Consider the following 25,869-nt stretch of genomic DNA (forward strand, 5'->3'; position numbering starts at 1 on the left):
GGCTGAGCGCCTTACCGGAGGAGCGCATGGTGGAGCACGTCGACGGGGCCGGGTCCCCCCTGCGTCAGCTGCTCAAGCTCGCAGTGCCCGCGCTCGGCGTCCTGGCCGCCGAGCCGCTCTACCTGCTCGTCGACATGGCCGTGGTCGGCCATCTCGGCGCGGTGCCGCTCGCCGGGCTCTCGATCGGCGCGATCGTGCTGGCGCAGATCGCCACCCAGATGCGGTTCCTGTCCTTCGGCACGACCGCCCGTGCGGCCCGGCTGCACGGCGCCGGCCGCCGTACCGATGCCGTGGCCGAGGGCGTGGAGGCGACCTGGCTCGGCGCGATCGTGGGGCTGGTGCTGATCGTGGCCGGGCAGCTGCTCGCCGCGCCGATCGCCGGCCTGCTCGCCGGTGACGACCAGGTCGCCGCCGCCGCGGTGAGCTGGATGCGGATCGCCCTGCTCGGCGCCCCGATGATCCTGATCACCATGGCCGGCAACGGGTGGATGCGCGGCGTACAGGACATGCGGCGCCCGCTCCGCTACGTGCTCGTGGGCAACGGGATCTCCGCGGCGCTGTGCCCGGTGCTCGTGCACGGGTTCGGCTGGGGGCTCAACGGCTCGGCGGTCGCCAACGTGGTCGCGCAGGTGATCTCCGCGAGCCTGTTCGTACGGGCGCTGCTGGCGGAGGGCGTGCCACTGGCGCCGGTCCCGGCCGCGATGCGCGCCCAGCTCGGCCTCGCGCGCGACATGATGGTGCTCGGCCTGGTCTTCCAGGCGTGCTGGGTGTCCGCGACCGTGGTCGCCGCACACACCTCCACCGCGGCGGTCGGCGCCCACCAGGTGGTGTTCCAGCTGTGGATGTTCCTGGCCTTCGTGCTCGACGCGCTGGCCATCGCCGCCCAGTCGCTGGTCGGGGCCGCGCTCGGCGCGCACGACGGGGAACGGGCGCGCCGGCTGGCCTGGCAGGTGACCGGTTGCGGGCTGGTCTTCGGGGCGCTGCTCGGCGTGGTGTTCGCGGCGCTGGCCGGCATCCTGCCCCACGCGTTCACCACCGACGCGACGGTGCTGGCCGAGATGCCTCACGCCTGGTGGTTCTTCGTCGCGCTGCAGCCGATCGGTGGCGTCGTGTTCGCCTTGGACGGAGTGCTGCTCGGCGCCGGAGACGCGGCGTACATGCGGACCGCGACGTTGAGTGCGGCGGTCCTGGGGTTCCTGCCGCTGGTGTGGGGATCCCTGAGCTTCGGCTGGGGACTGGTGGGGATCTGGTCGGGGTTGTCGGCCTTCCTGCTGATCCGGATGACCACCCAGCTGGCCAGACTGCGGTCCGGCCGCTGGGCGGTGCTCGGCGCCGTACGGTGAACCGGCGATTGGGCGGTGATCCGGCGGTTGGGCGGTGCTCGGCGCCGGTGATCCGGCGCCGAGCCCCCGAGGGCCTCGGTCAGGCGCCCACGTAGGCCGCGAGGTGCTCGCCGGTGAGGGTGGAGCGGGCGGCGACGAGGTCGGCCGGCGTGCCCTCGAAGACGATCCGGCCGCCGTCGTGGCCGGCGCCCGGGCCGAGGTCGATGATCCAGTCGGCGTGCGCCATGACCGCCTGGTGGTGCTCGACGACGATGACCGACTTGCCCGAGTCGACGAGCCGGTCGAGCAGGCCGAGCAACTGCTCGACGTCGGCGAGGTGCAAGCCGGTGGTCGGCTCGTCGAGGACGTAGACGCCGCCCTTGTCGCCCATGTTGGTGGCCAGCTTGAGCCGCTGCCGCTCGCCGCCGGACAGCGTGGTGAGCGGCTGGCCCAGGCTGAGGTAGCCGAGCCCGACGTCGGCGAGCCGGTCGAGGATGGCGTGCGCGGCCGGCGTACGCGCCTCGCCGGCGCCGAAGAACTTCTCGGCCTCGGTCACCGACATCGCGAGCACCTCGCTGATGTCGCGGCCGGCGAGGTGGTACTCCAGCACCGAGGCCTCGAACCGCTTCCCCTCGCACTCCTCGCAGGTGGTGGCGACCCCGGCCATCATCGCCAGGTCGGTGTAGATGACGCCGGCGCCCTTGCAGGTGGGGCAGGCGCCTTCGGAGTTGGCGCTGAACAGCGCCGGCTTCACCCCGTTGGCCTTCGCGAACGCCTTGCGGATCGGCTCGAGCAGTCCGGTGTACGTCGCCGGGTTGCTCCGTCGCGAGCCGCGGATCGCGCCCTGGTCGATCGAGACCACGCCGTCCCGCCCCGACACCGAGCCGTGGATCAGCGAGCTCTTCCCCGAGCCCGCCACCCCGGTGAGGACGACCAGCATGCCGAGCGGGATGTCGACGTCGACGTCGCGCAGGTTGTTCGCCGTCGCGCCGCGGATCTCCAGCGTGCCGGTGGGCTTGCGTACCGTCTCCTTGAGGGCGGCCCGGTCGTCGAAATGGCGGCCGGTGATGGTGCCGCTGGCCCGCAGCCCTTCGACGGTGCCCTCGAAGCAGACGGTGCCGCCCGCCGTGCCGGCGCCGGGACCGAGGTCCACGACGTGGTCGGCGATCGCGATCGCCTCCGGCTTGTGCTCCACGACGAGCACCGTGTTGCCCTTGTCGCGCAGCCGCAGCAGCAGGCCGTTCATCCGCTGGATGTCGTGCGGGTGCAGCCCGATCGTCGGCTCGTCGAAGACGTAGGTGACGTCGGTGAGCGACGACCCGAGGTGGCGGATCATCTTGACCCGCTGCGCCTCGCCGCCCGACAGCGTGCCCGACGACCGGTCGAGCGAGAGGTAGCCCAGCCCGATCTCCACGAAGGAGTCGAAGGTGTGCCGCAGCTTGGCGAGCAGCGGCGCCACCGACGGCTCGTCGAGGTCGCGGACCCATTCGGCCAGGTCGCTGATCTGCATCGCGCAGGCGTCGCCGATGTTGATCCCCTTGATCTTCGAGGACCGGACCGCCGCGCTGAGCCGGGTGCCACCGCACTCGGGGCAGGCGGTGAAGGTGACCGCCCGGTCCACGAACGCCCGGATGTGCGGCTGCATCGCCTCCCGGTCCTTGGACAGGAACGACTTCTGGATCTTCGGGATCAGCCCCTCGTAGGTGAGGTTGACGCCGTTGACGTTCACCTTGGTCGGCTCGCGGTGGAGGAAGTCGTACCGCTCGGTCTCGGTGTAGTCGCGGATCGGCTTGTCCGGGTCGATGAAGCCCGACTGGGCGAAGATCCCCACGGTCCACCAGCTGTCCGTCTTGTAGCCGGGGATGGTGATCGCGCCCTCGGCGATCGACTTGGAGTCGTCGAAGAGCTGGGTCAGGTCGATGTCGTTCACCTTGCCCATGCCTTCGCAGCGCGGGCACATGCCGCCGGTGATGCTGAACTCGCGCCGCTCCTTCACCGTCTTCCCGCCGCGCTCGAGCGTGACCGCACCCGCTCCGCTGATCGAGGCGACGTTGAAGGAGTACGCCTGGGGCGAGCCGATGTGCGGCTGCCCGAGCCGGCTGAACAGGATGCGCAGCATCGCGTTGGCATCGGTGACGGTGCCCACGGTGGAGCGGACGTTGGCGCCCATCCGCTCCTGGTCGACGATGATCGCCGTGGTCAGCCCGTCGAGCACGTCGACCTCGGGCCGCGCCAGCGTCGGCATGAACCCCTGGACGAAGGCGCTGTAGGTCTCGTTGATCAGCCGCTGCGACTCGGCGGCGATCGTGTCGAACACCAGCGAGCTCTTGCCCGAGCCGGAGACGCCGGTGAACACCGTCAGCCGGCGCTTCGGGAGCTCGACGCTGACGTCCTTGAGGTTGTTCTCGCGAGCGCCGTGCACGCGGATCAGATCGTGGCTGTCGGCATCGTGCGGCTCAGGCGACTGCGTGTCCGTCCTCGTGGCCATGCTCATCGTGTCTCCATCTGTTAGGCGGGTCCGCCGTCGCGCTCCCCGTCAGGTCGCCTCGGCAACAGCCCCCTGTCTACCTGATCGGCGGCGCGGGCGAGCCGGGCGGGCCGCCCGTGGTGGAGCCCATGACGGTCAGGCTAGGTGCGGCTCGGTGACCCGTGCTTCTCGAATCCTGACCGGTCTGGTCACCTGCTTCGCCACGCACGGCGGCATCCCGGCCGTCGCGCGGCTGAGGTGCCCGGCCGACATGTGCGCGCCACGGGCGAGCGCCTCGACGTCCAGCGGCTGCGCGTACTCCCGGTCGATCCGGTCGCGAACGCGGCGCAGGCGGGCCAGGTCGCGCAGGTGCCGCTCGGCCGCGGGGCTGCTGGTCACCTACCCGATCGTGCCACGTCGCGCCGGAGGTGCCTAGCGCGGTGTACGCGCTGGGCCGGGCGTGCGGCGTATCCCCGACGCCGGAACCCGGCCCTCTTGTTGATCGTTGTGACGGGCGGCTGACACAACCGATCCCGAGGACAGGGAGACAACAGCGTGGTCTTCAAACGGATGCTGGGCGCCTTCGGCGTGGGCGCGCCCTCGGTGGACACCGTCCTCTCCACCCCGCGCATCCAGCCCGGTGGGCTGCTGGCCGGGCAGGTACGGCTGAAGGGCGGCGACTTCGACGCCGAGATCGAGCACATCACCCTCGGACTGGTGGCGCGGGTGGAGATCGAGCACGGCGACGGCGAGCACGCCGGGCTCGGCGAGTTCTCCCGCACCCGGGTCTCGGGCCCGTTCACGCTGCGCGAGGGCGAGAGCCGTACCCTCGACTTCCAGATCCCGGTGCCGTGGGAGACGCCGATCAGCGAGATCGACGGCCAGCACCTGGCCGGCATGGCTCTGGGCGTACGCACCGAGCTGGCCATCGCCAAGGCTGTGGACAAGGGCGACCTGGACATGATCGCGGTCGAACCCCTGCCCTCCCAGCTTCGCATCCTCCAGGCGTTGCTGCGGCTCGGCTTCCACTTCAAGTCCGCCGATCTGGAAGCCGGCCACCTGTACGGAGTGCACCAGGACCTGCCGTTCTACCAGGAGATCGAGTTCTACCCGCCCGCCCAGCACGCCGGGGTCGTGGGCGAGGTCGAGCTGACCTTCGTGGCGAGCCCGGCCGGGCTGGAGGTCATCCTGGAGGCCGACAAGCGGGCCGGCCGTCACTCCGGCGACGCCATCGGCCGCTTCCACGTCAGCCACGAGGACGCGCTGCACACCGACTGGTCCAGCGAGCTCGACCGCTGGCTGACCGGCCTGGCCCAGCACGGCGGTCATGGCCCCTCGCACGGCGGTTACGGACCCTCGCACGGCCATATGGGGCATCACGAGGGCTACGGACACCACGACGACCACCACCGCGGCGGTCCCGGTTGGGGAACGGTGGCCGCGGCCGGAGCCGCGGGCGTGGTGGGCGGGTTCGTCGCGGCCGAGGTGGTCGAAGAGATCTTCGAAGGCGACGAGGAAGACGAGGGCGGCGACTGGTAACGCGAGGCCGGGTGGCGGGCCGCGACGGCCCGCCCGAACGGCGGTAGCGCTGGCTGTACCTCTGAACTCCAGCGCGTGGGATCGATCACGAAGGGGGCCGGCCGACAAGCTTGTGGCATCGCCAACGAGCCATCAAGCAGGGAGCCCCCCGATGTCGTACCCCTCCACCAAGCGTCGCAGCCGCCTGGCCCTGGCGGCGGTGGCCGTCGCCACGCTGAGCGGCCTCAGCCTGACCGCCGCACCGGCCAACGCCGACACCGACGTGGTGCAGAAGAGCCTGGACGCCCTGGTCGGCGCCGACAAGTACCCCGCCGCGCTGGCGGCCGTACGAGGCCGGGACGGGCGGACGCGCAACTACACCGCCGGGGTGGCCGACCTGGAGACCAAGGAGAAGGTCCCGGTCGACGGGCAGGTACGCATCGCCAGCAACACCAAGATGTTCACCGCCACGGTCGTGCTGCAACTGGTCGGCGAGGGCAAGATCGACCTGGACGCGAAGGTCGAGACGTACCTGCCCAAGGTCGTGCGCGGCAAGGGCGTCGACGGCCGCAAGATCACGGTCCGGCAGTTACTGCAGCACACCAGCGGCCTGGCCGACTACGACGACGTCCTGATCAAGGACTACCTGGCCATCCAGCACACCCACTACGAGCCGCGCGAACTGCTGGACGCGGGGCTGACCAGCAAGAACTCCCCCACCCACGGCTGGAGCTACAGCAACACCAACTACGTGGTGGCCGGGCTCATCGCGCAGAAGGTCACCGGCCGGCCGATCGGCGAGCAGATCACCCGGCGGATCATCGAGCCGCTCGGGCTGCGCAAGACGTACTGGCCGGCTCTCGGCGACCAGTCCATCCGCGGCCCGCACCCCAAGGGCTACTACGCCGCCAAGTCCGGCTACCCGTACACCGACGTCACCACGATGGACCCCTCCATGGCCTGGGCGGCCGGACAGCTGATCTCCACCCCCACCGACCTCAACCGTTTCATGAGCGCACTACTGGGCGGCAAGCTACTTCAGCCCGAGCAGCTCAAGCAGATGAAGACCACCGTGGACGCCCCCGGCTTCGACACCGTCGGCGGCTCCCGCTACGGGCTCGGCCTGGCCACCTTCAAACTCAGCTGCGGCGGCTACGCCTGGTCCCACGGCGGCTCCGCCCCCGGCTACGCCACTGCCAACGCCGTCACCGACGACGGCAGAGCCGCCGCCATCGCCGTCACCGCGCTGCCCACCGAACTCTCCGCGTACAAACACTTCGAAGCCGCCCTCGACACGGCCCTGTGTGAATAACCGCAGGCAGCAGCGTCCAGGAGAGCGACGGCCCCGCCACAAGCGGACCGTCGCTCTGTTTTTGCCACATCGCATTCAGTGATGAATGTGCATGTCTCAATGCCGCGAATAACCCGCGTTTCCCCAGGTCAGCAGGAAATCATGAACAGCCAGGTTCGCGTTTTCGGACGGGGTTGAGGTAACCCACTGCGACTTGACTCAGCCATTCCTGAAAGGGCGGGCACCACGGCGCCACCTAAATGGAACGGTCCCCTACTCATCAGCCACCGCGGTCGGCTGCGTGCTATCGACCAGGACGTCCGCTTCGAGGTCGCACCCCAGGCCCAGCCCCTGACCCGCACCGCGAAGAGGCACTGTCCTTTGACATTGTCAGCTAGATCGCCATGAACCGATAGAGTCAGACCCGGTTGTGCCACAGGTAGTCATGGAGAAGTCAGAGCAACGACCGGAATTGACCGCGGAGTGGCTATGTGTAAAAGGCGACACGCTCCGTGAGCGACGAGTTGCCAGCACCTTGGTCACCCCCTAGTGTGCCTGAAGCATATTCACGTATTCGGACACCTGAAGGGTTAAGGGCCGGTACAGGCATTCGGCCTGCACAGGATCCGCTCTATGGGGGCATGAATGGCGCTCAGACCGCACACGGCTTCGGCCGTGGTGGTGCTGGCGGCAATGGAGTGCGGCGTGATCCCACCGCCGCGGCCCGAGGCCGCCGCCTTCGACATGCCCGCCCACCCTTGCCGTGCCCTGAACGCGCGGAGCCGGTCGTGGCCCGCAGGAAGAAGACAGACGTGACCTCCACCGAGTGGGAGGCCCAGACCGCCGACTGACGCCCGTCCAGCCGGACGGGTGCCCGCAACAAGCGGAGAACCAAGGAAATTGACCCCATGTACCCGCACGTACATGTGTGTCCGATTTGGGAGGTTTTGTGGTAGCTGTGGTTTCGGACTATGACAAGATCGGTGGCGCTCCCACCGTCCGTGAAGCGGTGGACCGCTTCTACACGGTCGTGTTGGACACTCCCGACCTCAAGCCGTACTTCGACGGCATCGACATGGCGCGGCTCAAGCGGCACATGGTCATGCTGCTGTGCTCCGTCCTCGGCGGCCCCGAGGTGTACGAGGGCCACGACCTGGCCGACGCGCACCGTGGCATGGGCATCACCGATGAGCACTATGACCAGGTCGGCGACATACTCGTCACAGTGCTCCGCGACCTCGGTGCTCCTGAGGAGGTCGTGGGGAACGTCGTGACCGTCCTGGGCCAGGTGCGCGGCTCCATCGTGGAGAAGCCCGCAGAGGCAGCCGGGTAAGTGGACACGCAAGCCTTAAAGGACAGCTGGCACCAGGTCGCCCGGTCGGGTGATCAGGTGCCGCTGTTCTTTTACTCCGCCCTGTTCCTGATGTACCCCGAGACACGCGCCCTGTTCCCGGTGTCCATGGCCACTCAGCGGGATCGCCTCGTCAGCGCGCTGGGGCGCGTCGTCAGCAACGTCGACCATGTGGAAGACGTGGTGCCGTTCCTCCAGCAACTCGGCCGCGACCACCGCAAGTTCGCCGTGGTCACGCAGCACTACCCCGCTGTCGGTCAAGCGCTCCTGGCCACCCTGCAGCACTTCCTCGGCGATCGCTGGACACCTGCTCTAGCCAACGACTGGACGCAGGCGTACGGCCTGGTCGCGAAGGTGATGACCGAGGCGGCCGAAGAGGCGGCGGCCACGACGCCGCCCTGGTGGGACGGCGAGATCATCATGCACGAGCCGCGCGCCCCCGGCATCGCGGTGATCCGGGCTCGCCTGAACTACCCCTACCCCTTCCGCGCGGGCCAGTTCGCGTCGATCTCGGTCGGGCTGCGACCGAGAATGTGGCGCTTCTACTCCTTCGCCAACGCGCCGCGCCGCGACAACACTATTGACCTGCACGTACGGGTGGTCGACGGTGGCGCGGTCAGCACGGCCCTGGTGCACGGCGCGCAACGCGGCGACGCCCTGAAGATCGGCGCACCGCTGGGCGACCGGTTGACGCTCGACACGAACCTGCCCAAGGACCTCCTCCTGATCGCCGGCGGCACGGGCCTGGCTCCTCTCAAGGCGCTCGTGGAGCAGGTGGCCTACGAAGGGGCGCGCTGCAACATCCGCCTCTTCGTGGGCGCCCGGACCTCCCGCGAGCTGTACGACATCGAGGCACTGTCCAAGCTGGACGCCGAGCACCCATGGTTGAGTGTCGTGCCCGTCGTGTCCCATGACGGGCTCTATCGCGGTGAGCGCGGCTATGTGGTGGACGTCGCCCTGAAGGCCTGGCGTGGCCAGGAGGTCTTCGTATGCGGCTCCGAAGAGATGGTTCAGAGCACGATCGCCCGGCTGCTGGACGCCGGCGTGCCTGCCGAGCAAATCCGCTTCGACGAATTCACCAGTGCTGGAGGTAGGGAGCAGTGACGGGAGAGACGCCATGGGCACATAACTCATCGAACGGCCGCCAGCCACTGACGCCGGATCGGGTCAGGAACAAGGACTTCTCACGCGCCAAGCTCGGGAGCCGCGGCTACAACGCGGATGAGGTGCGTACGTTCCTCTATCGCATGGCCGACGACATGGCGGCCAGCGACACGGAGAAGGCCGACCTGCGCGCGGAGGTCGACCGGCTGCGCAACTGGTTCAAGGACCACGGCCACGACACCACTCCGGGCGCCTCGGCCAGGCTCAACGTCGACGCGGTCAACCTCCTCTCCCGCGCTCAGCAGACGGCGGACGCCCAGATAGCCGAAGCGGAGGACTACGCCCGCAGGCTCGTGGGTCAGGCACGCCAGCAGTACGAGCAGATCCTCCAGGAAGCGCAGCAGCAGGCAGAGGAGGCCGCCAGCCAGGCGGTCAACGTCTATCGCTCGAGCGGAGAGGTCCAGTCGGTCGAAGCCGAGGAACTGGAACGCCGGATCGCCTACCTGCGCACCTTCGCGGAGGTCACCCAGGTCCAGCTGCGCGCGGTCCTCGAAGGGCTGGCCAACGAGGTCAACAAGCTGGGCACCCTGCCGGAGACGAGCCGACAGGCCGTCGCCTACTCCTCCTTGGGCTCCTCCTCAGGTTTTTCCACAGGCCCGGACTAGTTCCGGCCAGGAGAGGTCACCAACAACTGGAACTCGCAGACCAAGAGCATTTCTTGCATGCCGCATGCGGTCGTCTGGGATCTCTCGCATGCCCGCGTCCCCTACCGAGAGTCGCGATAGGCGGCTGGGTCACAGTTCGGCGCACGTGATAGATCGCCACGCCTGAACCAGGCGATCATGGGTAGCGCTGAGCAACCACACCCGTAACACCGAACGGACGGAAGCCCAGCATGCTCGCTCTCATTCTGCTCATCTTCGCTCTGGCCTGCTTCGTGCTCGCCGCCTTCAACGTCGGCGGCGGCCGCGTCAACCTCATCGCCCTCGGCCTGGCCCTCTGGGTACTGACCGAGATCATCCCCCACATCAGCGACTTATAGCGGCCGCCAGGGCTCCGCTGCCGTCCTGGGCAAGGACGGCAGCGGAGTGTCATGACTTGACGACGGCACCCACAGCACGGAACTGCTCGATCATGGCCGCGTACCCGCTGCCACCATGCCCATCCGCCACGGCCCGATCGGTCAGGGCCTTGATGAACCTCGGAAGTTCGGCATTCACCCCGAGGGACTCACTCTCGTGGATGAGATGTTCCATCGCGGCGAGGTGAGTATCGATGGTGGAATCAACGGCCGGGTAGGTGCCGTCGTCGATCTGCCGCGCATAGGCGGACACCCAGCCGTTCACGGTTTCGATCCCCTTGTTCGCGATCGGGGCGAACGCCGTGGCGTCCACACCCGCCGCACCGAGCAAGGCGGCACCCTGGAGGAAGCCGTTCAGGATGTTCCACATGAGACTCAGCACGGCCACGTCATACAGCCCCGAAAGGCCGTGGTCCTCGCCGAGGTAGGTCGTCCCCGCGCCAAGGCTCCCCAAGGCCGACTCGTGCAGGTCGAAGGCCGACCGCGGCCCGCTGTAGAGGATGACGGCCTCCGCCCCGACGGCCGCGGGGGTGGCCATGATCGCGCCGTCGAGGTAGGTGCCGCCCCGCCGCGTCACCCACTCGGCGGTCTCGCGGGCCCCCAGCGACGTACCGGAGGTCAGATTCACCAGGACGCGACCGGCGAGCTCCTCTCCCAGCGGATCGAAAAGCTCGCGCACGGCCTCGTAGTCCGAGACGCAGACGACCACGAGCGGGCTGGCCAGGACGGCGTCGCGGACCGAGTCGGCGGCCTTCGCCCCCTGGGCGACAAGGTGTTCGGCCTTCGCCGCCGTACGGTTCCACACGGTCGTGGGGTAGCCGCCGCGCAGGAACGCTCCGGCCAGCTCCTGACCCATCAGGCCGAGACCAATGACCGTCACGTCGCGATTCTGCATCATGCGCTGCTCCCCCGATGGGTTTGAGTGGTCATGGCAGAATCATCAACGTTCACACCGATATGAAGGTCAAGGAGAAGCGAGCGTGCTGATCGGGGAGCTGAGCCGGCGGACCGGAGTCCGCACGCATCAACTGCGTTACTACGAGGCCCAGGGCCTGCTCGAGCCCCGCCGCGCCGCCAGCGGCTACCGCGAATACTCCAGCGATGCCGTCCTGACCGTGACCCAGATCCGGACGTCGATCTGCGGATCGAGGTTCACGACCCGTCCGGACTCACCCCGCGTCGCCTGCGGGACCTCCAGGCCTCGCAAGACCCCCTGCCCGAGGACGCGCTGCCGGGCTTCAGCGAGGAGACCGGAGCCTGGACGTGGACGCCGAACGGCGGCAGACTTCTCACCGTTTACTTGCCGGACGGCGATCCGGCAAGGGACTCCGCGGCCGACGCGGCGGAGTTCGCCCGACAGCTCAAGCCCGTGCTCCTACTGCGGTCACTGCGCGGCCGGCGATGACCGGACTGGTGTGCCACGGCAGGTTGAGCGGCGATCGCTCCCCCGTGGACAATGCCCTGGTGATCCGTCAACGCCTGACCGTCTTGTCCCTGCTCCTGTTCCTGGCGCCAGCCGCTGGTTGCGGGCCCGTCGACAAGGCCCTCGGCAGGCTCACCCTCACCTTGTCGAGCGAGTCCATGGAGCCGACCATCAAGAAGGGCGCCCGTGTGTCGGCGCGGCGGACCGATGACGACTACGTCCCGCGGCGTGGCGACATCGTCGTCTATCGCGCGCCTGATGACTGGTCCCAACTCACCCCGGGCAACACCTACATCTCGCGGGCTATCGGCGTGCCGGGAGACAGGGTGGCGTGCTGCGACGACCCGAAGGCACGGCTCCAGGTGAACGGCGCGCCGCTGGACGAGCCGTTCGTGACGCGCGGTCCGGCCTCGGACCGGTGGTTCGACGTCAAGGTGCCGCAGGACCGCATCTGGATCATGAGCGACAACCGGCGTGTTTCTCTCGATTCCCGTTACCAGATGGACAAGGCCGGCGGCGGCACCATCGGGCGCAAGGACGTCATCGCCGTGGTGGAGGACTGGGAGCAGCCATAGGCTCCACCAGGCTCGCTGTCAAACTGTGTCGTCGAATCCACAGTGGCCACCGCGCCGGAGAATCTTCCGCTCATGTGGTCACCGTACCGAGTGGGAGTGCTCTGAGCTCGAGGAGCGATTCAGTCTGCGGTGAGGCTCAGCGGTGTGGTGACGATCAGGGCCCATTCACCGCCCAGCAGCGAGCCGCCATCGTCGATCCAGGCGATCATCGGTTTGCCCTCGCTGTTCATGGTCATGGCCAGCCCCTCGCCGGCGCCCCGCATCCTGGCTACCGCGGTGCTCTCGCAGCGACGTCCGGTGCAGGTGGCGAGCATGAGCCGGGTTCCGTCCTGGTTCTGGTACGCCACCAGCGGCCGCCCTACCCGATCCAGGACCAGCGCCGGGGTCGTACGGTAGGGGCCTCCCGCGTCCAGCGTGATCACGTCAGCCTGCGCGCAGTCGGACGTGCGGCAGTCGAGCAGCTTGGTCGCGTGATCGTTCATGTCCCGGTAGGCGATCACGGGGTGGCCGTCTGCCCGTACCGCCAACGAGAGGCCCGGCTCCAGGCCCAACCGGTCGTTGACGCTCGTCGGGTAAGGAGGGACGGGCCTGGTCACGCGAGGCTGCAGGCAGGCGGCATCCGCGCAGGAGATCACGTGGATCTGACCGCTGGTGGTGTCGAACCGGGCAGCGACGGGACGGTCGCCGGGCGCCATCGCGACGGCCAGATTGTGCACATCGGACAGGTACGCGCTCGCGTCCAGGTGCGCGACCTGCTTCGTCTCCGGGCGCGAGCAGCTCACGTCCGCGCAGGAAATGAGGGAGACGATGTCCTTGGTCGGACTGGTGTCACCCTTCACCTGCTCCTTGTCGGCGAAGGCGATGACCAGGCCGCCGCCCTGCCGCACGGCCAGCGCCACCCCGGTGTACTCCGCCGGATAGTTCGCCCTCGCGATGTTCCAGTTGCCGGGGGCGGGCACACACTTGTTCGCCTCACACGTCAGCAGTCTGAGTGCCTGATGTGACCAGGTGGTCAGTAGGAGCCGTCCGTCGGGCAGGCGTGCGCTGACCGCGCCGGGGGCCCCGTCCGTGTTGGCACTCGGCGGCTCCGCCCACGTGAAAGTCGTCTTCTGGCAGGAGGCGTCGGAACAGGCCAGCAAGCTGGCATAGTCCTCGAAGCCGTCGATGACCATGGTCAGGCCCGTGCCGAGGCCGGGGTGCACGTCCCGCAGGTCCATAGGCCGCAATTCAGGGTCGCGATCCTCGGAGGAGCCGGATCTGCCCGCCGGCTGCCACGACTCGGTGATGTTGGTCTCGGCGACCTCCAGCCAGCCGAACGGATTGAGCAGTACGACTCCGCTGAACAGCAGCCCGGGCAGCAGCGCTGCCAGCAGGAGAATAGGCCTGACCGGGCGCGACAATGTGGCCTTGGGCAGGCCGTGGGCCAGGTTCGAATCGTTCACCTCGGTGCGCCAAGCCATGCAGTGGAGGAACTGGCGCGCGACCACGGCTGCCTGGAAGGGCGTGATGGCCAGTGCCAGCACGGTTCCGACCAGACCCCATCCGATGGTCGCGAGCGGGTCGGGGAGCAGGCGCAGCCCTGACTCGAGAGCCCACATCGTCGCGCCGGGGACGAGGAAGACTCCGAAGGCCATCGTCAACGCGGTCGGCAAGAAACTCAACTCGGTCAAGCGGTAGGCGCGGCGGATCGAGTCGAGCCCCGAGCAGCCGTGCAGCAGGATGCCGGGCACGGCCAGCAGGCCTGGCATCGCCGCGTACGCGGCCACCACCAACACCACTGTGGCCAGCCACTGCTGATCAGTCGCCATCAGCACACCGGCCCCCGCGGCCCCGGTCGCTCCGAACGCCAGCGCGGCAATCAAGAGCAGGACGAGCAGGGACGGCAACCGTCGTACCGTCGCTCGCAGTGCCTCAACGGGCGATACGTGCTGGTCGACCAGGTGACCCGTGGCCATGATCACTGTTGCGGGGAACACCACGATCTCCCCGGCGAGCGCGATCGCCGCCGGCACCAGCGTCCAGATCAGAAGCGGGGCATCGGACGTCCCGATCAGCTGGAACTGCTGGTTGACCAGCGCCGCCGAGTCGCCGGCCGTTACCGTCAGGGCCAGCAGAGACAGCGCGGCGAGCGGCACGTGCACCAGCACGCTGGGCAGCGCGAGCCGGACCAGATGCCGCCCGGCATCCAGATAGCTCCGGAACAGCACACCGTACTTGCGCAGTCGTTCGACGTGCTCCATCGAGATCACCTACGGCAGTGAGATCACGGGTGAAACGGTGACATGGTGTTTTCGACGGTTCGCTTCCAACTCGCCGAAAATGGTCTGATCCGGGCATCGGCTGAGGGAGCCGGGGGTCAGGGCAGATTGAGCGGCGTGGTCACGACCAGGTCCCAGCCGTTCCAGGCGTCCATCCAGGCGATCATCGGCCGACCGTGGCCGTCCAACGCCATGGCCAGGCCGTCATCACCGCCGCGCCGGATCGTCGTGACCGGGGTACGCGTGCAGCGTGTTCTCGTGCAGGCGGCGATGACGATCCGTTCGCGGTCGAGGTCCTGGTAGGCCACCAGCGCCCGCCCGTCCCGGTCCAGCACCATTGCCAACCCCGTGTTGTGACCGGGTTCGGACAGTCTGGCCGTATCGGCCCGCGAGCACTCGCGGGTGCGGCAGTCCAGCAGCCTGATCGCGCCGTCGCTCACGTCCCGGTAAGCGATCAGCGGCAGGCCGTCAGCCCGGACCACCATGGCGGTGTCGTCTCGGTGGGCGCGGCCGGAGTAATCGGGCGAAACTTCCCAGACGGGCTGTCCTACGCGCGCCTTGGCGCAGGCGGAATCGTCGCAGGAGATCACGAAGATCGAGCCGGTGTCGCGGTCGAAGCGCATCATGACAGGGCGGTCGTCGGGACCCACGCCCGCGACGAGGCCGCGCCTGTCGAACCTGTATCTGTCGGCGGGAAGCTTGGCGAGCTCCTTGGTGCGTGGACGGGTGCAGGCCGGATCGTCGCAGGTGGTGATCGAAAGCCCTTCCTCGTCGACGTCACGCTTACTCCAGGGGAGCTCGTGGAGCTGGGCGACCACCAGACCGCCACCGGGCCGTGCCGCCAGGGCGACTGTCCCGTGCTGGTTGGTCTGCGTCACCTCCGTGATCGGCTTGCCGCCAGGTGCCGGGACACAGCCCGTCGCGTCGCAAATCAGCAGCCCGAGCCGGGCGCGCCATTTCTCGGGGTCCCGTCTCAGCTCGTCTTCGTCCACTCTCTCCAGCGCCCACGTCGACACGACGAGACGGCCGTCCGTCAGCCGGGCGCTGGCCGCTGCGTACCCACCGGCGACGTCGACCGGCTCGGCCCAGGTGAACCGGGTTCGAGCGCAGCTGCTGTCCATGCAGGTCAGCAGCTTCGCCTCGCCCGAGCCGTCCATGAGCATGACCATGCTTCCGCCCGGCCCCGCATGTAGGGCTTGCAGATCCGACCTGTCAAGCTCCGGCTTCGGACGCTCATCCTTAGACACCTCGAAGTCCGGGTCGCGTGGCCAGTTCTCCGTGACGGCCGTCTCGGAGACCTCCAGCCAGCCGAGCGGGTTGATCAGCACAGCTCCGCCGTACAGCAGGCCGGGCAGGAGCAACGCCGCGAGCACCGGCCCGCGCCTGGCCCGGCGTGGCGTGCTCGCCGGCAGACCGTCGACGATCTTCTCGAACTCGGTGATCGTCCCCTTGATACCCAGGCGGTGCAGGAACAGGCGGGCGATCACGGTCGCCTGGAACGGCACGGTGACCAGCGCCAGCAGGTAACCGGCCACGGCCGGCGCGATGGGTAGCCCGGACACAGCCCAGTTCACCGCCTTCGCGGCCAGCGCGGGGAAGAGCACGACGCCAAAGGCCAGCGTGAGCGGCGTCGCCCAGGAGGCGCCGGCCGTCACCCAGTAGGCGCGAGCGAGCGCGCCCCTCGCGGACCGGCCTTCCAGGACCATGGGCGCCACGGCCAGCAGGCACGGCATCGCGGACAGGGTCAGGACCGCCATGACGGCGTAAGCCGTGACCTGCGCCCCGGTCCACATGAGAATGCCGAACCCGGCCGCCAGAGCCACCGCGAACGCCACCACGCCGACCAGGATGAGTAGGGCCATCGCGGGCCAGCGCCGGGCCGCGGCCCGCATCGCGTCGGAGGTGGAGACGCCCTTGCCGACCAGCCGTCCGGTGGCGAGCACCACCGTCGCGGGCAGTGCCACCGCCTGTCCGGCCGCTGAGAGGACCAGCGTCGCAGCCGACCACACCAGCAAGGATGTACCAGGCGCGCCGATCAGCTCGAAGTCGCTGTTGACCACCCCCGCTGAACCGTCCACGAGCAGAATCAGCGCCGACGCCGCGAGCAGGCCGATCGGCAGGAATACCGCAACGGCAGGCACTGCGAGCCGGATCAGGTGCCGCCCCGCGGTGGCGTAGGCCAGCCAGACCACGCCGCCCCGCCGCACCTCATCCCGGGCATGCGCGTGGTGATCGTCCACAACGCCGCCCTCGGGGCTCTCATCCGAAGATCCAGGGCGTACGAGCAGGATCAGCATCTGCACCCAGAGGCACGCGCGCGGCCTGATCCGCGGCTTGGCGAACAGTTGATCAGGCCCGGACATGGAGGCCTCCAGCAGGACAGGGGGTGGCCGTGAGCCTAGATTCTGCGTCGTTCGTGAATGATGCCGAAGACCCCTTCGGTATCGGATCGAACCCGCGACTGGCCGCGTTCCGTACTCCAACCGCGCAAGGCGCGCTTTCCGGCATCGTGTCGGGCTTGATCCCGGGACATACTCGGGTGCTTGCCCGCAGCACCAAGTTCTTTAGCAAGGACGGGCAGGTGCACAGGAGTGTCGGTGTGAAGATCATCCATCTGATCGATGTCGGGCAGGCGGGGTACGCCCGAGACGAAGCCGCCCGATGGGAGCCACTGCTCCAAGCTGGGGGAATGGTCGATGCAGCAGGTTCAGCGGGTCGACACGCAGGCATGGGTCAGCGAGCTGGAGGAGACCCGGCTCGCCAAGTACATGGAGCAAGTGCGGCACGTTCTGCGACTCAGCCGCCTGCCGGATCCGCCGCTACCCGCCCCGGGGCATGCGGCACTTGACGCACGGGTGACGCACGGTCAACCAAAAAGCCCCTTCCCCGGAATCCCGGAAAGGGGCTTTGACCTGCTGGTGGGGCTACCAGGACTTGAACCTGGGACCTCTTCCTTATCAGGGAAGCGCTCTAACCGTCTGAGCTATAGCCCCGCGTACGCCAAACGGTATCGCATCCCCACCAGGGAAGGCGAACCGGTTGTTCGGACGAGGAAAAGCTTACCGCCTCTCCCGAGTTGCTCGCGCCGCCCCCGAAAGATCGACGGCGACGCGAGCCAAAAAGCCGCAAAACCAAGAGCCACAGAACCACGAACCACGAACCACGAACCGGAAGCTACTCCGCCTCGCTGAAGGTCACCTCGACGCCGCCCACCAGGTCGGAGGCCACGTTGTAGATGACCGCCCCCAGCGTGGACAGTGCCGTGATCAGCACCACGTTCACCGCGCCGATGAGGGCGGTGTAGCCGAGGATGCGGACCGGCTCGAACCAAGAGGCGATGTCGATCGGGATCGAGTTCTGCCCCTGCTCACCCTTGCCGAGCTGGTTGACCAGGTCCACGAGCGAGTCGAACACGCCCAAGGCGGACAGCACGCCGTACAGGACGGCCACTGCCACGAACAGCACCACGAAGCAGACGAGGGAGACCACGAAGCTGAACTTCATGGCCGACCACGGCTCGACGCGACGCAGGACCAAGTGGGCCTTGCGGGGGAGACGGGCCCCCGCGGAGCTTGAGGGCTTCTTCTTGGGCATCTCGACAAGCGGAGGGGCCTCGGAAGTCAGCGAGGGACGGAGGCGGACCGTCTCGTTGCCCTCCGTCGTCTGCTCCTCCCCTGGCTGAGCCGTGGCCGGCGGCACCACTCCTTGCGGAGGCGTCGCCTTCTCCTCGTCGACCGCTCCGTCGAAGATCTCGGTTTCATTGGACTTCTTCGGCTGCTGGCCGTTCTCCCGGGCCGCCTTAGTCCTGGCGGAGCCACCCTGGGCGCTCATGACCTACTCTCCTCCCCCGTCTTCCTCAATCTCCACCGAAGTCTCCATGGACTCGGCGTTCCGGGCGAGGGCCACCACGCTGTCGCCTTCGGCGAGATTCATCAAACGCACTCCCATGGTCTGGCGGCCGGACTGCTTGATCTCGCCGGCACTCGTCCGGATCACCCCGCCGGCGGATGTGATCGCGAAGACCTCATCCTCTGGGTTGACCATGACTGCTCCGACCAGCTTGCCACGGGAACTGACGATTTTCGCAGTCAGCACGCCCCTACCGCCACGTCCTTGAACTGGATACTGCTCGACGGGTGTCCGCTTTGCGTACCCAGCCTTGGTCGCGATAAGCACATGTTGACCATCGGCAATTCTATTCATGGCGAGAAGTTCGTCACCATCAAGGAATCTCATGCCGATGACGCCGCTGGTCGCCCGGCCCATCGGGCGCAGCGCTTCGTCGGAGGCGGTGAAGCGGACGGACTGCGCGCCCTTGGAGACGAGCAGCAGATCGTCCTCCTCGGAGACCAGGCGGGCCCCGATGACCTCGTCGTCGTCCCGCAGGTTGATCGCGATCAGACCACCGGACCTGGGGGAGTCGTACTCGGACAGGCGGGTCTTCTTCACCAGGCCGCTGCGGGTGGCCAGCACGAGGTAAGGGGCGACGTCGTAGTCACGTAGGTCGAGGACCTCCATGACGGTCTCGTCGGGCTGCATGGCCAGCAGGTTCGCCAGGTGCATGCCGCGCGCGTCGCGTGCCGCGTCGGGGAGTTCGTACGCCTTGACCCGGTAGACGCGGCCCTTGTTCGTGAAGAACAGCAACCAGTGGTGGGTCGTGGTGACGAAGAAGTGGTCGACGATGTCGTCTTGACGCAGCTGTGCGCCCCTGACGCCCTTGCCTCCGCGCTTCTGCGCCCGGTAAAGGTCGGTACGGGTGCGCTTGGCGTAGCCACCGCGGGTGATGGTGACGACGATCTCTTCCTCGGCGATGAGGTCTTCGATCGACATGTCGCCGTCGTACGCGACGATCTCGGTCTGCCGGTCGTTGCCGAAACGGGCGACGATCTCGGCCATCTCGTCACCGACGATCTGGCGCTGCCGGGGCTCCGAACTCAGGATGTCCTGGTAGTCGGCGATCGCCGTCATCAGCGTGTCGTACTCGTCCTGGATCGCCTGGCGCTCCAGGGCGGCGAGCTTGCGCAGCTGCATGTCGAGGATGGCCTGCGCCTGGATCTCGTCGATCTCCAGCAGCGTCATCAGGCCGCCCTGGGCCTCCGCGGCCGACGGCGAGCGCCTGATCAGCGCGATGACCTCGTCCATCCGGTCGAGCGCCTTGAGCAGCGCCCGCAGGATGTGGGCCCGCTCCTCGGCCTTGCGCAGCAGGTAGCGCGTCCGGCGGACGATGACCTCGATCTGGTGCGCCACGTAGTAGGTGATGAACTGGTCGAGCCGCAGCGTGCGTGGCACCCCGTCGACCAGGGCCAGCATGTTGGCGCCGAAGGTGTCCTGGAGCTGGGTGTGCTTGTACAGGTTGTTGAGCACGACCTTGGCGACGGCGTCGCGCTTGAGCACGATGACCAGCCGCTGGCCGACCCGCGACGACGACTCCTCGCGGACGTCGGCGATGCCGGTGACCTTGCCCTGCTTGACCAGCTCAGCGATCTTGTAGGAGAGGTTGTCGGGGTTGACCTGGTAGGGGAGCTCGGTGACGACGAGGGCGTGCCGGCCCTTGTTGTCCTCCTCGACCTCGACGACGGCTCGCATGGTGATCGAGCCGCGGCCGGTGCGGTAGGCGTCCTCGATGCCCCGGCGGCCGACGATCAGGCCCTTGGTCGGGAAGTCGGGGCCCTTGACCCGCGCGATGGCCGCCTCGAGCAGCTCCTCTTCGGAGGCCTCGGGGTTGTCCAGCGCCCACTTGACGGCCTCGGCCACCTCGCGCAGGTTGTGCGGCGGGATGTTGGTCGCCATGCCGACCGCGATGCCGCCCGAGCCGTTGACCAGCAGGTTGGGGAAGCGCGCCGGGAGTACGACGGGCTCCTGGGAGCGGCCGTCGTAGTTGGGCTGGAAGTCGACGGTGTCCTTGTCGATGTCGCGCAGCATCTCCATGGCGATGGGCGCGAGCTTGCACTCGGTGTAGCGCATCGCCGCGGGCGCGTCGTTGCCCGGAGAGCCGAAGTTGCCCTGCCCGTCGACCAGCGGGTGGCGCAGCGACCAGGGCTGCGCCAGGCGTACGAGGGCGTCGTAGATCGAGGAGTCGCCGTGGGGGTGGTAGGAACCCATGACGTCACCGACGACGCGCGAGCACTTGAAGTAGCCGCGGTCGGGGCGGTAGCCGCCGTCGTACATCGCGTAGAGCACGCGGCGGTGCACCGGCTTGAGACCGTCACGCACGTCCGGCAGGGCACGCGAGACGATGACCGACATCGCGTAGTCCATGTAGCTGCGCTGCATCTCGGTCTGGATGTCGACCGGTTCGATGCGGTCCGAAGACGGTGGAGGCGGAGTGTTCACTTCCGTCACGTGTGAAGATCCTTTTCTACTGTACGGCCGTGCGCTACACGTCTAGGAAACGGACATCTCGCGCATTGCGGATGATGAAGGCTCTGCGTGCCTCGACGTCCTCACCCATGAGCACGCTGAACATCTCGTCGGCCTGAGCCGCGTCATCAAGCGTGGCCTGGAGCAGGACGCGGCTGTCGGGGTTCATGGTGGTCTCCCACAGCTGGTTGGCGTTCATCTCGCCGAGACCCTTGAACCGCTGGACCCCGTCGTGGGCACGGGGGTCACGCTTGCCGCGGCCGATGCCGTCCTCGATGATCGCGTCGCGTTCGCGGTCGGAGTAGGCGTAGGAGGCGTCGTCGCCCTTGCGGTCCCACTTGATCTTGTAGAGAGGCGGCTGCGACAGGTAGACGTGGCCGCCCTCGATCAGCGGGCGCATGAACCTGAACAGCAGCGTCAGCAGCAGCGTGGTGATGTGCTGGCCGTCGACGTCGGCGTCGGCCATCAGGATCAGCTTGTTGTAGCGCAGCTTGCTGATGTCGAACTCATCGTGCACGCCGGTGCCCATGGCCGTGATCAGCGACTGGACCTCGGTGTTCTGCAGGACCTTGTCGACCCTGGCCTTCTCGACGTTGAGGATCTTGCCGCGGATCGGCAGGATCGCCTGGAAACGCGAGTCGCGGCCGCCCTTGGCAGAGCCGCCGGCCGAGTTGCCCTCGACGATGAACAGCTCGCACTTGTCGGGGTCGTTCCACTGGCAGTCGGCCAGCTTGCCCGGCAGGCCGCTGCCCGACTCCAGCAGCGACTTGCGCCGCGTCAGGTCGCGGGCCTGGCGAGCCGCGAGGCGGGCCCTGGCGGCCTGCAGCGACTTGTTGATGATGTCCTTGGCCTCGCCGGGGTTGCGCTCGAACCAGGCGCGCAGGTGGTCGTTGCAGGCCTTCTGGACGAACGACTTGGCCTCGGTGTTGCCGAGCTTCGTCTTGGTCTGCCCCTCGAACTGCGGGTCGGCCAGCTTGATCGAGACGATCGCGGTCAGGCCCTCGCGGACGTCCTCGCCGGAGAGGTTGTCGTCCTTGCCCTCCTTGAGGAACTTCTGCTCGCGCGCGTAGCGGTTGACGATCGACGTCAGCGCCGCGCGGAAGCCCTCCTCGTGGGTGCCGCCCTCAGCCGTGTTGATGGTGTTGGCGAAGGTGTAGACGGACTCGCTGTAGGAGTTGTTCCACTGCATGGCGATCTCTACGGAGACGCCGTCGCCGTGCTCCTCGAAGTCGATGACCGACGCGTGCGCGGGCTCCTTCTTGGAGTTGAGGTGCGTCACGAAGTCGGACAGACCGCCCTGGTAGCAGTAGGTGACCTCGACGACCTCGCCGTTGACGTGGTCGGGCCGCTCGTCGCGCAGCACGATCGTCAGGCCCTTGTTGAGGAAGGCCATCTCCTGGAAGCGCCGCGAGAGCGTCTCGAAGTTCCAGGTGGTGGTCTCGAAGATCCCCTCGTCGGCCCAGAACGTGATCGTGGTGCCGGTCTCGGTGGTCTCCCCGTCCGTCGCCAGCGGCGCGGTCGGCTTGGAGTGCTCGTAGCGCTGCCGCCAGATGTGGCCGTTCTGCTTGACCTCCACCTCCATGGCGGTGGACAGCGCGTTGACGACGGCCGAGCCGACGCCGTGCAGACCTCCGGACACGGCGTACGACTTGCCGTCGAACTTGCCGCCCGCGTGCAGCGTGGTCAGCACGACCTCGACGGCGGAACGCTTCTCGACCGGGTGGATGCCGGTCGGGATGCCGCGGCCGTTGTCGATGACCCGCACACCGTTGTCGGCGAGCAGGGTGACGTCGATGCGGTCGGCGTGGCCGGCGAGGGCCTCGTCCACCGAGTTGTCGACGATTTCGTAGACCAGATGATGCAGACCGCGCTCACCGGTCGAGCCGATATACATACCCGGGCGCTTGCGAACCGCCTCAAGCCCTTCGAGTACGGTGATTGAGCTAGCGTCGTAGGACAAGTGCCAAATCCTCCTGCCGCGGACACGCGGCGGGGGAGCGACACTTGTCAAGCTGCCCCTGCCGTGCCCGTCACCGTCGTGAGTGCCCCGTTGCGTTGATCACCCGGGGGAATCGGCGCTGCATGCGTGCCGGGGGTGACACGCAAACGGACGTGTCCGGAATCCGGTTTCATTCTACCGGCTCTGAGGGCCCAAGGTGGCATTGAACGCGCCTGTAACGGCCTGTCGCTTGATTTCCCCCTCTTCGAGCATCCCCCCACAGGAATGGGGGTCATCGCGTCTGCGGCTCTCTGATGGGTTTTCTCGCCGATCCGGCTCCTGGGTTACGCGCCGATCCGGGTCAGCCGTAGGTGTCTCCCGGGCCCTTGCTGCCGGTCACTCTCAGGCCGCCGGCCGCGCGCGGGGCGTTCTGCGGGCCTCTGACCTTCACCTTCGTCACCGTGCCGTGGCCCAGCTCCTCGTTGAGCCGGCGTACGAGAGTGCGCGCGAGCAGGCGCACCTGGGTCGCCCACGCGGTGGAGTCGGCCAGGATGAGCACCTCGCCGTCGTCGAACGAATCGGGCTTGGTGTGCGCGGCCAGCTCGGGGCCGACGATGTCGGACCAGCGGCCGAACACCCCGCCGACGGCCGCCGACCGCTCCCAGCCGCGGTCGGCCAGCAGGTCGGAGATCGCGCGTCCGAAAAGCTGCGGATCGCCGGCGTCCCTGCGCGCGCCCGCCCTGCGCCTGGGCTCGCGGCGGGGCAGCTGGCCGCGCTTGGCCGCGTCGGCCTTGGCCTGGGCCAGCTTCTCCCTGGCCATCGCCGCGCCCCTGGCCGTGGGGTTGTCCTCGACGGGCACCCGGGGGGCGCCGTCGGCGGCGGGCACCCTGGAGGTGCCGCCGGCGGGCATCTTTGAGGTGTCGTCAGCGGACACGCGTCACGCTCCCTTCGGCGACGTCGAACCTGGCCCCGATCAACTCCCCGGGCACGTCGTCGGCCACAGCCGCGGTGATGAGCACCTGCTCGGCGGGGGCGACGATCTCGGACAGGCGGCGCCTGCGCTGGCTGTCGAGCTCGGCGAAGACGTCGTCCAGGATCAGCACCGGGTCACCGCCATCGGCCCGGAGCAGGTCGTAGGCGGCCAGGCGCAGCGCCAAGGCGAAGGACCACGACTCGCCATGGCTGGCATAGCCGCGCGCGGGCAGCTCGCCGATGCCGAGGATCAGGTCGTCGCGGTGCGGGCCGACGAGCGTGACACCCCGCTCCAGCTCGGCCGCGCGGACTTCCAATAGCCGCTCGCGGAGTCGTTCTTCAAGGGTTTTCCCCAAGTCTGTGGATAACGTCTGTGTATCGGAAGATCCCGTCTCACCGGGGACTTCGTCCTCAGCCGCGTCGCTGCCTGTGGACAAACTGCTGCGATAGGCCAGGGTCGCGGGGGCGCTCGTGGGGGCGAGCGCGGCATAGGCTCCGGCGACCAGCGGGCGCAGCGCGTCGATGAGATCGAGCCGCGCCTGGAGGAGCTCCGCACCGTGTCTCGCCAGATGCGCGTCCCAGACCTCCAGAGTGCTCAGGACGTCTCCGGCGCCCGCCGCCGAGAATCCTGTGTCACTCTCGGCCCTTCGGGCGCTCCTGGCCCCTCTGCGGGCCTGGGAGGCGGCACGCAGGAGCGCTCCTCGCTGCTTCAGCACGCGGTCGTAGTCGGCGCGTACGCCGGCGAACCGCGGAGTGCGGCTCACCAGCAGCTCGTCGAGGAAGCGCCGCCGCTCGGAGGGATCGCCCTTGACCATCGACAGGTCCTCGGGGGCGAACAGCACCGTGCGCAGCAGGCCGATGACGTCGCGCGGCCTGGACACGGGGGAGCGGTTGAGCCGGGCGCGGTTGGCGCGTCCCGGGTTGATCTCCAGCTCGACCAGCGCCCGCCGGTCGTCCCTGTGGATGGCGCAGCGCACGATGGCCCGGCTCGCGCCCTGCCGTACGAGAGGCGCGTCGCTCGCCACCCGGTGGCTGGAGTGCGTCGCGACGTAGCCGAGGGCTTCGACCAGGTTGGTCTTGCCCTGGCCGTTGGGCCCCACGAACGCCGTGACGCCCGGCTCCAGGCCGAGCTCCACGGACGCGTAGGACCGGAAGTCGGTCAGCGACAGGTGGGCGACGTGCACCCCAAGAAGGTTAGTGGGCCACGCAGGTCACTGGGGTCACCGGCATGCACCTGTGGAAAACCGGTGTCGGGATCAGCGCACGTTCGGCGGGGTCACGTCGGCGCCGGGGGAGTCGGCGCCCATGCCCGTCGAGCCCTCCGCCGAGGCGATCGGGTGGCCGCCGAACTGGTTGCGCAGCGCGGCCACCACCTTCATCGCCGGCGGGTCCTCCTGGCGCGAGGCGAACCTGGCGTACAGCGCGGCGGTGATCACCGGCAGCGGCACGGCGTGGTCCACCGCGGCCTGCACGGTCCACCGGCCCTCGCCGGAGTCCTGTGCGTAACCGCGCAGCTCCTCGAGGTGCTCGTCGCTGTCGAGCGCCCGCACCAGCAGGTCGAGCAGCCAGGAGCGGATGACCGTGCCGGTGCGCCAGCTGCTGAAGCAGCCCTTGACGTCCTTGACGATGTCGGAGGCTTCCAGGAGCTCCCAGCCCTCGGCGAAGGACTGCATCATGCCGTACTCGATGCCGTTGTGGACCATCTTGGCGAAGTGGCCCGCGCCGACCTCGCCCGCGTGGACGAAGCCGTCCTCGCCTTCGGGCTTGAGCGTCTCGAAGATCGGCATCAGGTGCTGGACCACGGCCTCGTCACCGCCGCACATCAGCGCGTAGCCGTTCTGCAGCCCCCAGACGCCGCCGCTCACGCCGCAGTCGACGAAGCGGATGCCGCGCTCGGCGAGCTCGGCCGCGTGCTTCTGGTCATCCACATAGTGTGAATTACCGCCATCGATGACGATGTCGCCCTCGGAGAGGAGCTTGCCGAGCTCGTCGACCGTCTGCTGGGTGGGCTTGCCGGCCGGGACCATCACCCAGACGGCGCGCGGCGCCTCCAGCCGGTCGACCAGCTCTTTCAAGCTGCCGACGTCGCTGGCCTCCCGGTGGTGGTCGTAGCCCACGACCTCGTGACCTCCGCGGCGCAGCCTTTCGGCCATGTTGCCGCCCATCCTGCCAAGTCCGACCATGCCGATCTGCATGATGTACCAACTC

Annotated in this window: 19 protein-coding genes, 1 tRNA gene and 1 pseudogene; 9 read left to right on the plus strand and 12 right to left on the minus strand. The window is 68.3% G+C overall.

What is annotated here, in order from left to right:
• Nucleotides 1-26 precede the first annotated feature (26 nt).
• Nucleotides 27-1,343 carry an MATE family efflux transporter gene (locus LDL49_RS44075; protein ID WP_225300898.1) on the plus strand — a complete coding sequence of 439 codons (1,317 nt, stop codon included), beginning with the start codon at nucleotides 27-29 and terminating at the stop codon, nucleotides 1,341-1,343.
• Between the two features lie 79 nt (nucleotides 1,344-1,422).
• Here LDL49_RS44075 and LDL49_RS44080 read toward each other — a convergent pair whose 3' ends face one another.
• Both LDL49_RS44080 and LDL49_RS44085 read right to left on the minus strand, forming a co-directional pair.
• Complete coding sequence (locus LDL49_RS44080; RefSeq protein ID WP_225300899.1) at nucleotides 1,423-3,816, minus strand: ATP-binding cassette domain-containing protein; 2,394 nt, start codon at nucleotides 3,814-3,816, stop codon at nucleotides 1,423-1,425.
• A 129-nt stretch (nucleotides 3,817-3,945) separates the two neighbouring features.
• On the minus strand, nucleotides 3,946-4,188 hold the full coding sequence (locus LDL49_RS44085; RefSeq protein WP_225300900.1) for a helix-turn-helix domain-containing protein: 243 nt from the start codon (nucleotides 4,186-4,188) through the stop codon (nucleotides 3,946-3,948).
• A 156-nt stretch (nucleotides 4,189-4,344) separates the two neighbouring features.
• On the opposite strand from LDL49_RS44085, the gene LDL49_RS44090 reads away from it, so the two are divergent.
• The 6 genes from LDL49_RS44090 (at nucleotide 4,345) to LDL49_RS44115 (ending at nucleotide 10,095) form a co-directional block, all read left to right on the plus strand.
• Nucleotides 4,345-5,328: a sporulation protein gene (locus LDL49_RS44090; RefSeq protein WP_225300901.1), complete on the plus strand. Its 984-nt coding sequence runs from the start codon at nucleotides 4,345-4,347 to the stop codon at nucleotides 5,326-5,328.
• Nucleotides 5,329-5,479: 151 nt separating this feature from the next.
• Complete coding sequence (locus LDL49_RS44095) at nucleotides 5,480-6,619, plus strand: serine hydrolase domain-containing protein (RefSeq protein ID WP_225300902.1); 1,140 nt, start codon at nucleotides 5,480-5,482, stop codon at nucleotides 6,617-6,619.
• Nucleotides 6,620-7,547: 928 nt separating this feature from the next.
• Nucleotides 7,548-7,931: a group I truncated hemoglobin gene (locus tag LDL49_RS44100; protein ID WP_225300903.1), complete on the plus strand. Its 384-nt coding sequence runs from the start codon at nucleotides 7,548-7,550 to the stop codon at nucleotides 7,929-7,931.
• A gap of 57 nt (nucleotides 7,932-7,988) precedes the next feature.
• On the plus strand, nucleotides 7,989-9,053 hold the full coding sequence (locus LDL49_RS58770; RefSeq protein ID WP_308016266.1) for a globin domain-containing protein: 1,065 nt from the start codon (nucleotides 7,989-7,991) through the stop codon (nucleotides 9,051-9,053).
• Nucleotides 9,050-9,718 carry a DivIVA domain-containing protein gene (locus LDL49_RS44110; RefSeq protein ID WP_225300905.1) on the plus strand — a complete coding sequence of 223 codons (669 nt, stop codon included), beginning with the start codon at nucleotides 9,050-9,052 and terminating at the stop codon, nucleotides 9,716-9,718. The genes LDL49_RS58770 and LDL49_RS44110 overlap by 4 nt, the downstream gene beginning before the upstream one ends.
• A gap of 230 nt (nucleotides 9,719-9,948) precedes the next feature.
• Nucleotides 9,949-10,095: a hypothetical protein gene (locus LDL49_RS44115; RefSeq protein ID WP_225300906.1), complete on the plus strand. Its 147-nt coding sequence runs from the start codon at nucleotides 9,949-9,951 to the stop codon at nucleotides 10,093-10,095.
• Between the two features lie 49 nt (nucleotides 10,096-10,144).
• On the opposite strand, the gene LDL49_RS44120 is transcribed toward LDL49_RS44115, so the two are convergent.
• Complete coding sequence (locus LDL49_RS44120; RefSeq protein WP_225300907.1) at nucleotides 10,145-11,032, minus strand: NAD(P)-dependent oxidoreductase; 888 nt, start codon at nucleotides 11,030-11,032, stop codon at nucleotides 10,145-10,147.
• Between LDL49_RS44120 and LDL49_RS59445 the strand changes: the two are divergent.
• Nucleotides 11,031-11,207: pseudogene (locus LDL49_RS59445) on the plus strand (MerR family DNA-binding transcriptional regulator); the annotation flags it as partial. The gene LDL49_RS44120 and the pseudogene LDL49_RS59445 overlap by 2 nt on opposite strands.
• 391 nt (nucleotides 11,208-11,598) lie before the next feature.
• Nucleotides 11,599-12,132 carry a signal peptidase I gene (gene lepB, locus LDL49_RS44130; protein WP_225300908.1) on the plus strand — a complete coding sequence of 178 codons (534 nt, stop codon included), beginning with the start codon at nucleotides 11,599-11,601 and terminating at the stop codon, nucleotides 12,130-12,132.
• 119 nt (nucleotides 12,133-12,251) lie between these two features.
• On the opposite strand, the gene LDL49_RS44135 is transcribed toward lepB, so the two are convergent.
• The 9 genes from LDL49_RS44135 to gnd all read right to left on the minus strand — a co-directional run bounded on the left by LDL49_RS44135 (nucleotide 12,252) and on the right by gnd (nucleotide 25,856).
• Complete coding sequence (locus tag LDL49_RS44135; protein ID WP_225300909.1) at nucleotides 12,252-14,372, minus strand: hypothetical protein; 2,121 nt, start codon at nucleotides 14,370-14,372, stop codon at nucleotides 12,252-12,254.
• A 116-nt stretch (nucleotides 14,373-14,488) separates the two neighbouring features.
• On the minus strand, nucleotides 14,489-16,753 hold the full coding sequence (locus LDL49_RS44140; protein ID WP_225300910.1) for a hypothetical protein: 2,265 nt from the start codon (nucleotides 16,751-16,753) through the stop codon (nucleotides 14,489-14,491).
• Between the two features lie 553 nt (nucleotides 16,754-17,306).
• A tRNA-Ile gene (locus LDL49_RS44145) sits at nucleotides 17,307-17,383 on the minus strand.
• A 181-nt stretch (nucleotides 17,384-17,564) separates the two neighbouring features.
• On the minus strand, nucleotides 17,565-18,221 hold the full coding sequence (locus LDL49_RS44150) for a DUF3566 domain-containing protein (RefSeq protein ID WP_225300911.1): 657 nt from the start codon (nucleotides 18,219-18,221) through the stop codon (nucleotides 17,565-17,567).
• A 3-nt stretch (nucleotides 18,222-18,224) separates the two neighbouring features.
• Nucleotides 18,225-20,732, minus strand: coding sequence for a DNA gyrase subunit A (gyrA, locus tag LDL49_RS44155; RefSeq protein ID WP_225300912.1), 2,508 nt, complete (start codon nucleotides 20,730-20,732; stop codon nucleotides 18,225-18,227).
• 34 nt (nucleotides 20,733-20,766) lie between these two features.
• Nucleotides 20,767-22,710, minus strand: coding sequence for a DNA topoisomerase (ATP-hydrolyzing) subunit B (gene gyrB / locus LDL49_RS44160; protein WP_308016267.1), 1,944 nt, complete (start codon nucleotides 22,708-22,710; stop codon nucleotides 20,767-20,769).
• Nucleotides 22,711-23,050: 340 nt separating this feature from the next.
• The gene (locus LDL49_RS44165) at nucleotides 23,051-23,623 is read right to left on the minus strand and encodes a DciA family protein (RefSeq protein WP_308016268.1); all 573 of its coding nucleotides are present in this window, start codon (nucleotides 23,621-23,623) and stop codon (nucleotides 23,051-23,053) included.
• Nucleotides 23,613-24,845, minus strand: coding sequence for a DNA replication/repair protein RecF (gene recF, locus LDL49_RS44170; protein WP_225300914.1), 1,233 nt, complete (start codon nucleotides 24,843-24,845; stop codon nucleotides 23,613-23,615). The genes LDL49_RS44165 and recF overlap by 11 nt, the downstream gene beginning before the upstream one ends.
• Nucleotides 24,846-24,917: 72 nt before the next feature.
• Nucleotides 24,918-25,856 (minus strand): phosphogluconate dehydrogenase (NAD(+)-dependent, decarboxylating), encoded by a 939-nt coding sequence (gnd, locus tag LDL49_RS44175; RefSeq protein WP_225300915.1) that lies wholly within the window; start codon nucleotides 25,854-25,856, stop codon nucleotides 24,918-24,920.
• Nucleotides 25,857-25,869 lie beyond the last annotated feature (13 nt).

Origin of the sequence: Nonomuraea aurantiaca (assembly GCF_020215705.1) — a bacterium.
Taxonomy (GTDB): Bacteria; Actinomycetota; Actinomycetes; order Streptosporangiales; family Streptosporangiaceae; genus Nonomuraea; species Nonomuraea aurantiaca.

Coding starts and splice junctions, on each gene's coding strand:
- LDL49_RS44135 (WP_225300909.1), bottom strand. CDS start 14,372: ATGGAGCACGTCGAACGACTGCGCAAGTACGGTGTGCTGTTCCGGAGC.
- LDL49_RS44140 (WP_225300910.1), bottom strand. CDS start 16,753: ATGTCCGGGCCTGATCAACTGTTCGCCAAGCCGCGGATCAGGCCGCGC.
- LDL49_RS44095 (WP_225300902.1), top strand. CDS start 5,480: ATGTCGTACCCCTCCACCAAGCGTCGCAGCCGCCTGGCCCTGGCGGCG.
- LDL49_RS44115 (WP_225300906.1), top strand. CDS start 9,949: ATGCTCGCTCTCATTCTGCTCATCTTCGCTCTGGCCTGCTTCGTGCTC.
- LDL49_RS44080 (WP_225300899.1), bottom strand. CDS start 3,816: ATGAGCATGGCCACGAGGACGGACACGCAGTCGCCTGAGCCGCACGAT.
- LDL49_RS44075 (WP_225300898.1), top strand. CDS start 27: ATGGTGGAGCACGTCGACGGGGCCGGGTCCCCCCTGCGTCAGCTGCTC.
- gnd (WP_225300915.1), bottom strand. CDS start 25,856: ATGCAGATCGGCATGGTCGGACTTGGCAGGATGGGCGGCAACATGGCC.
- LDL49_RS44150 (WP_225300911.1), bottom strand. CDS start 18,221: ATGAGCGCCCAGGGTGGCTCCGCCAGGACTAAGGCGGCCCGGGAGAAC.
- LDL49_RS44120 (WP_225300907.1), bottom strand. CDS start 11,032: ATGATGCAGAATCGCGACGTGACGGTCATTGGTCTCGGCCTGATGGGT.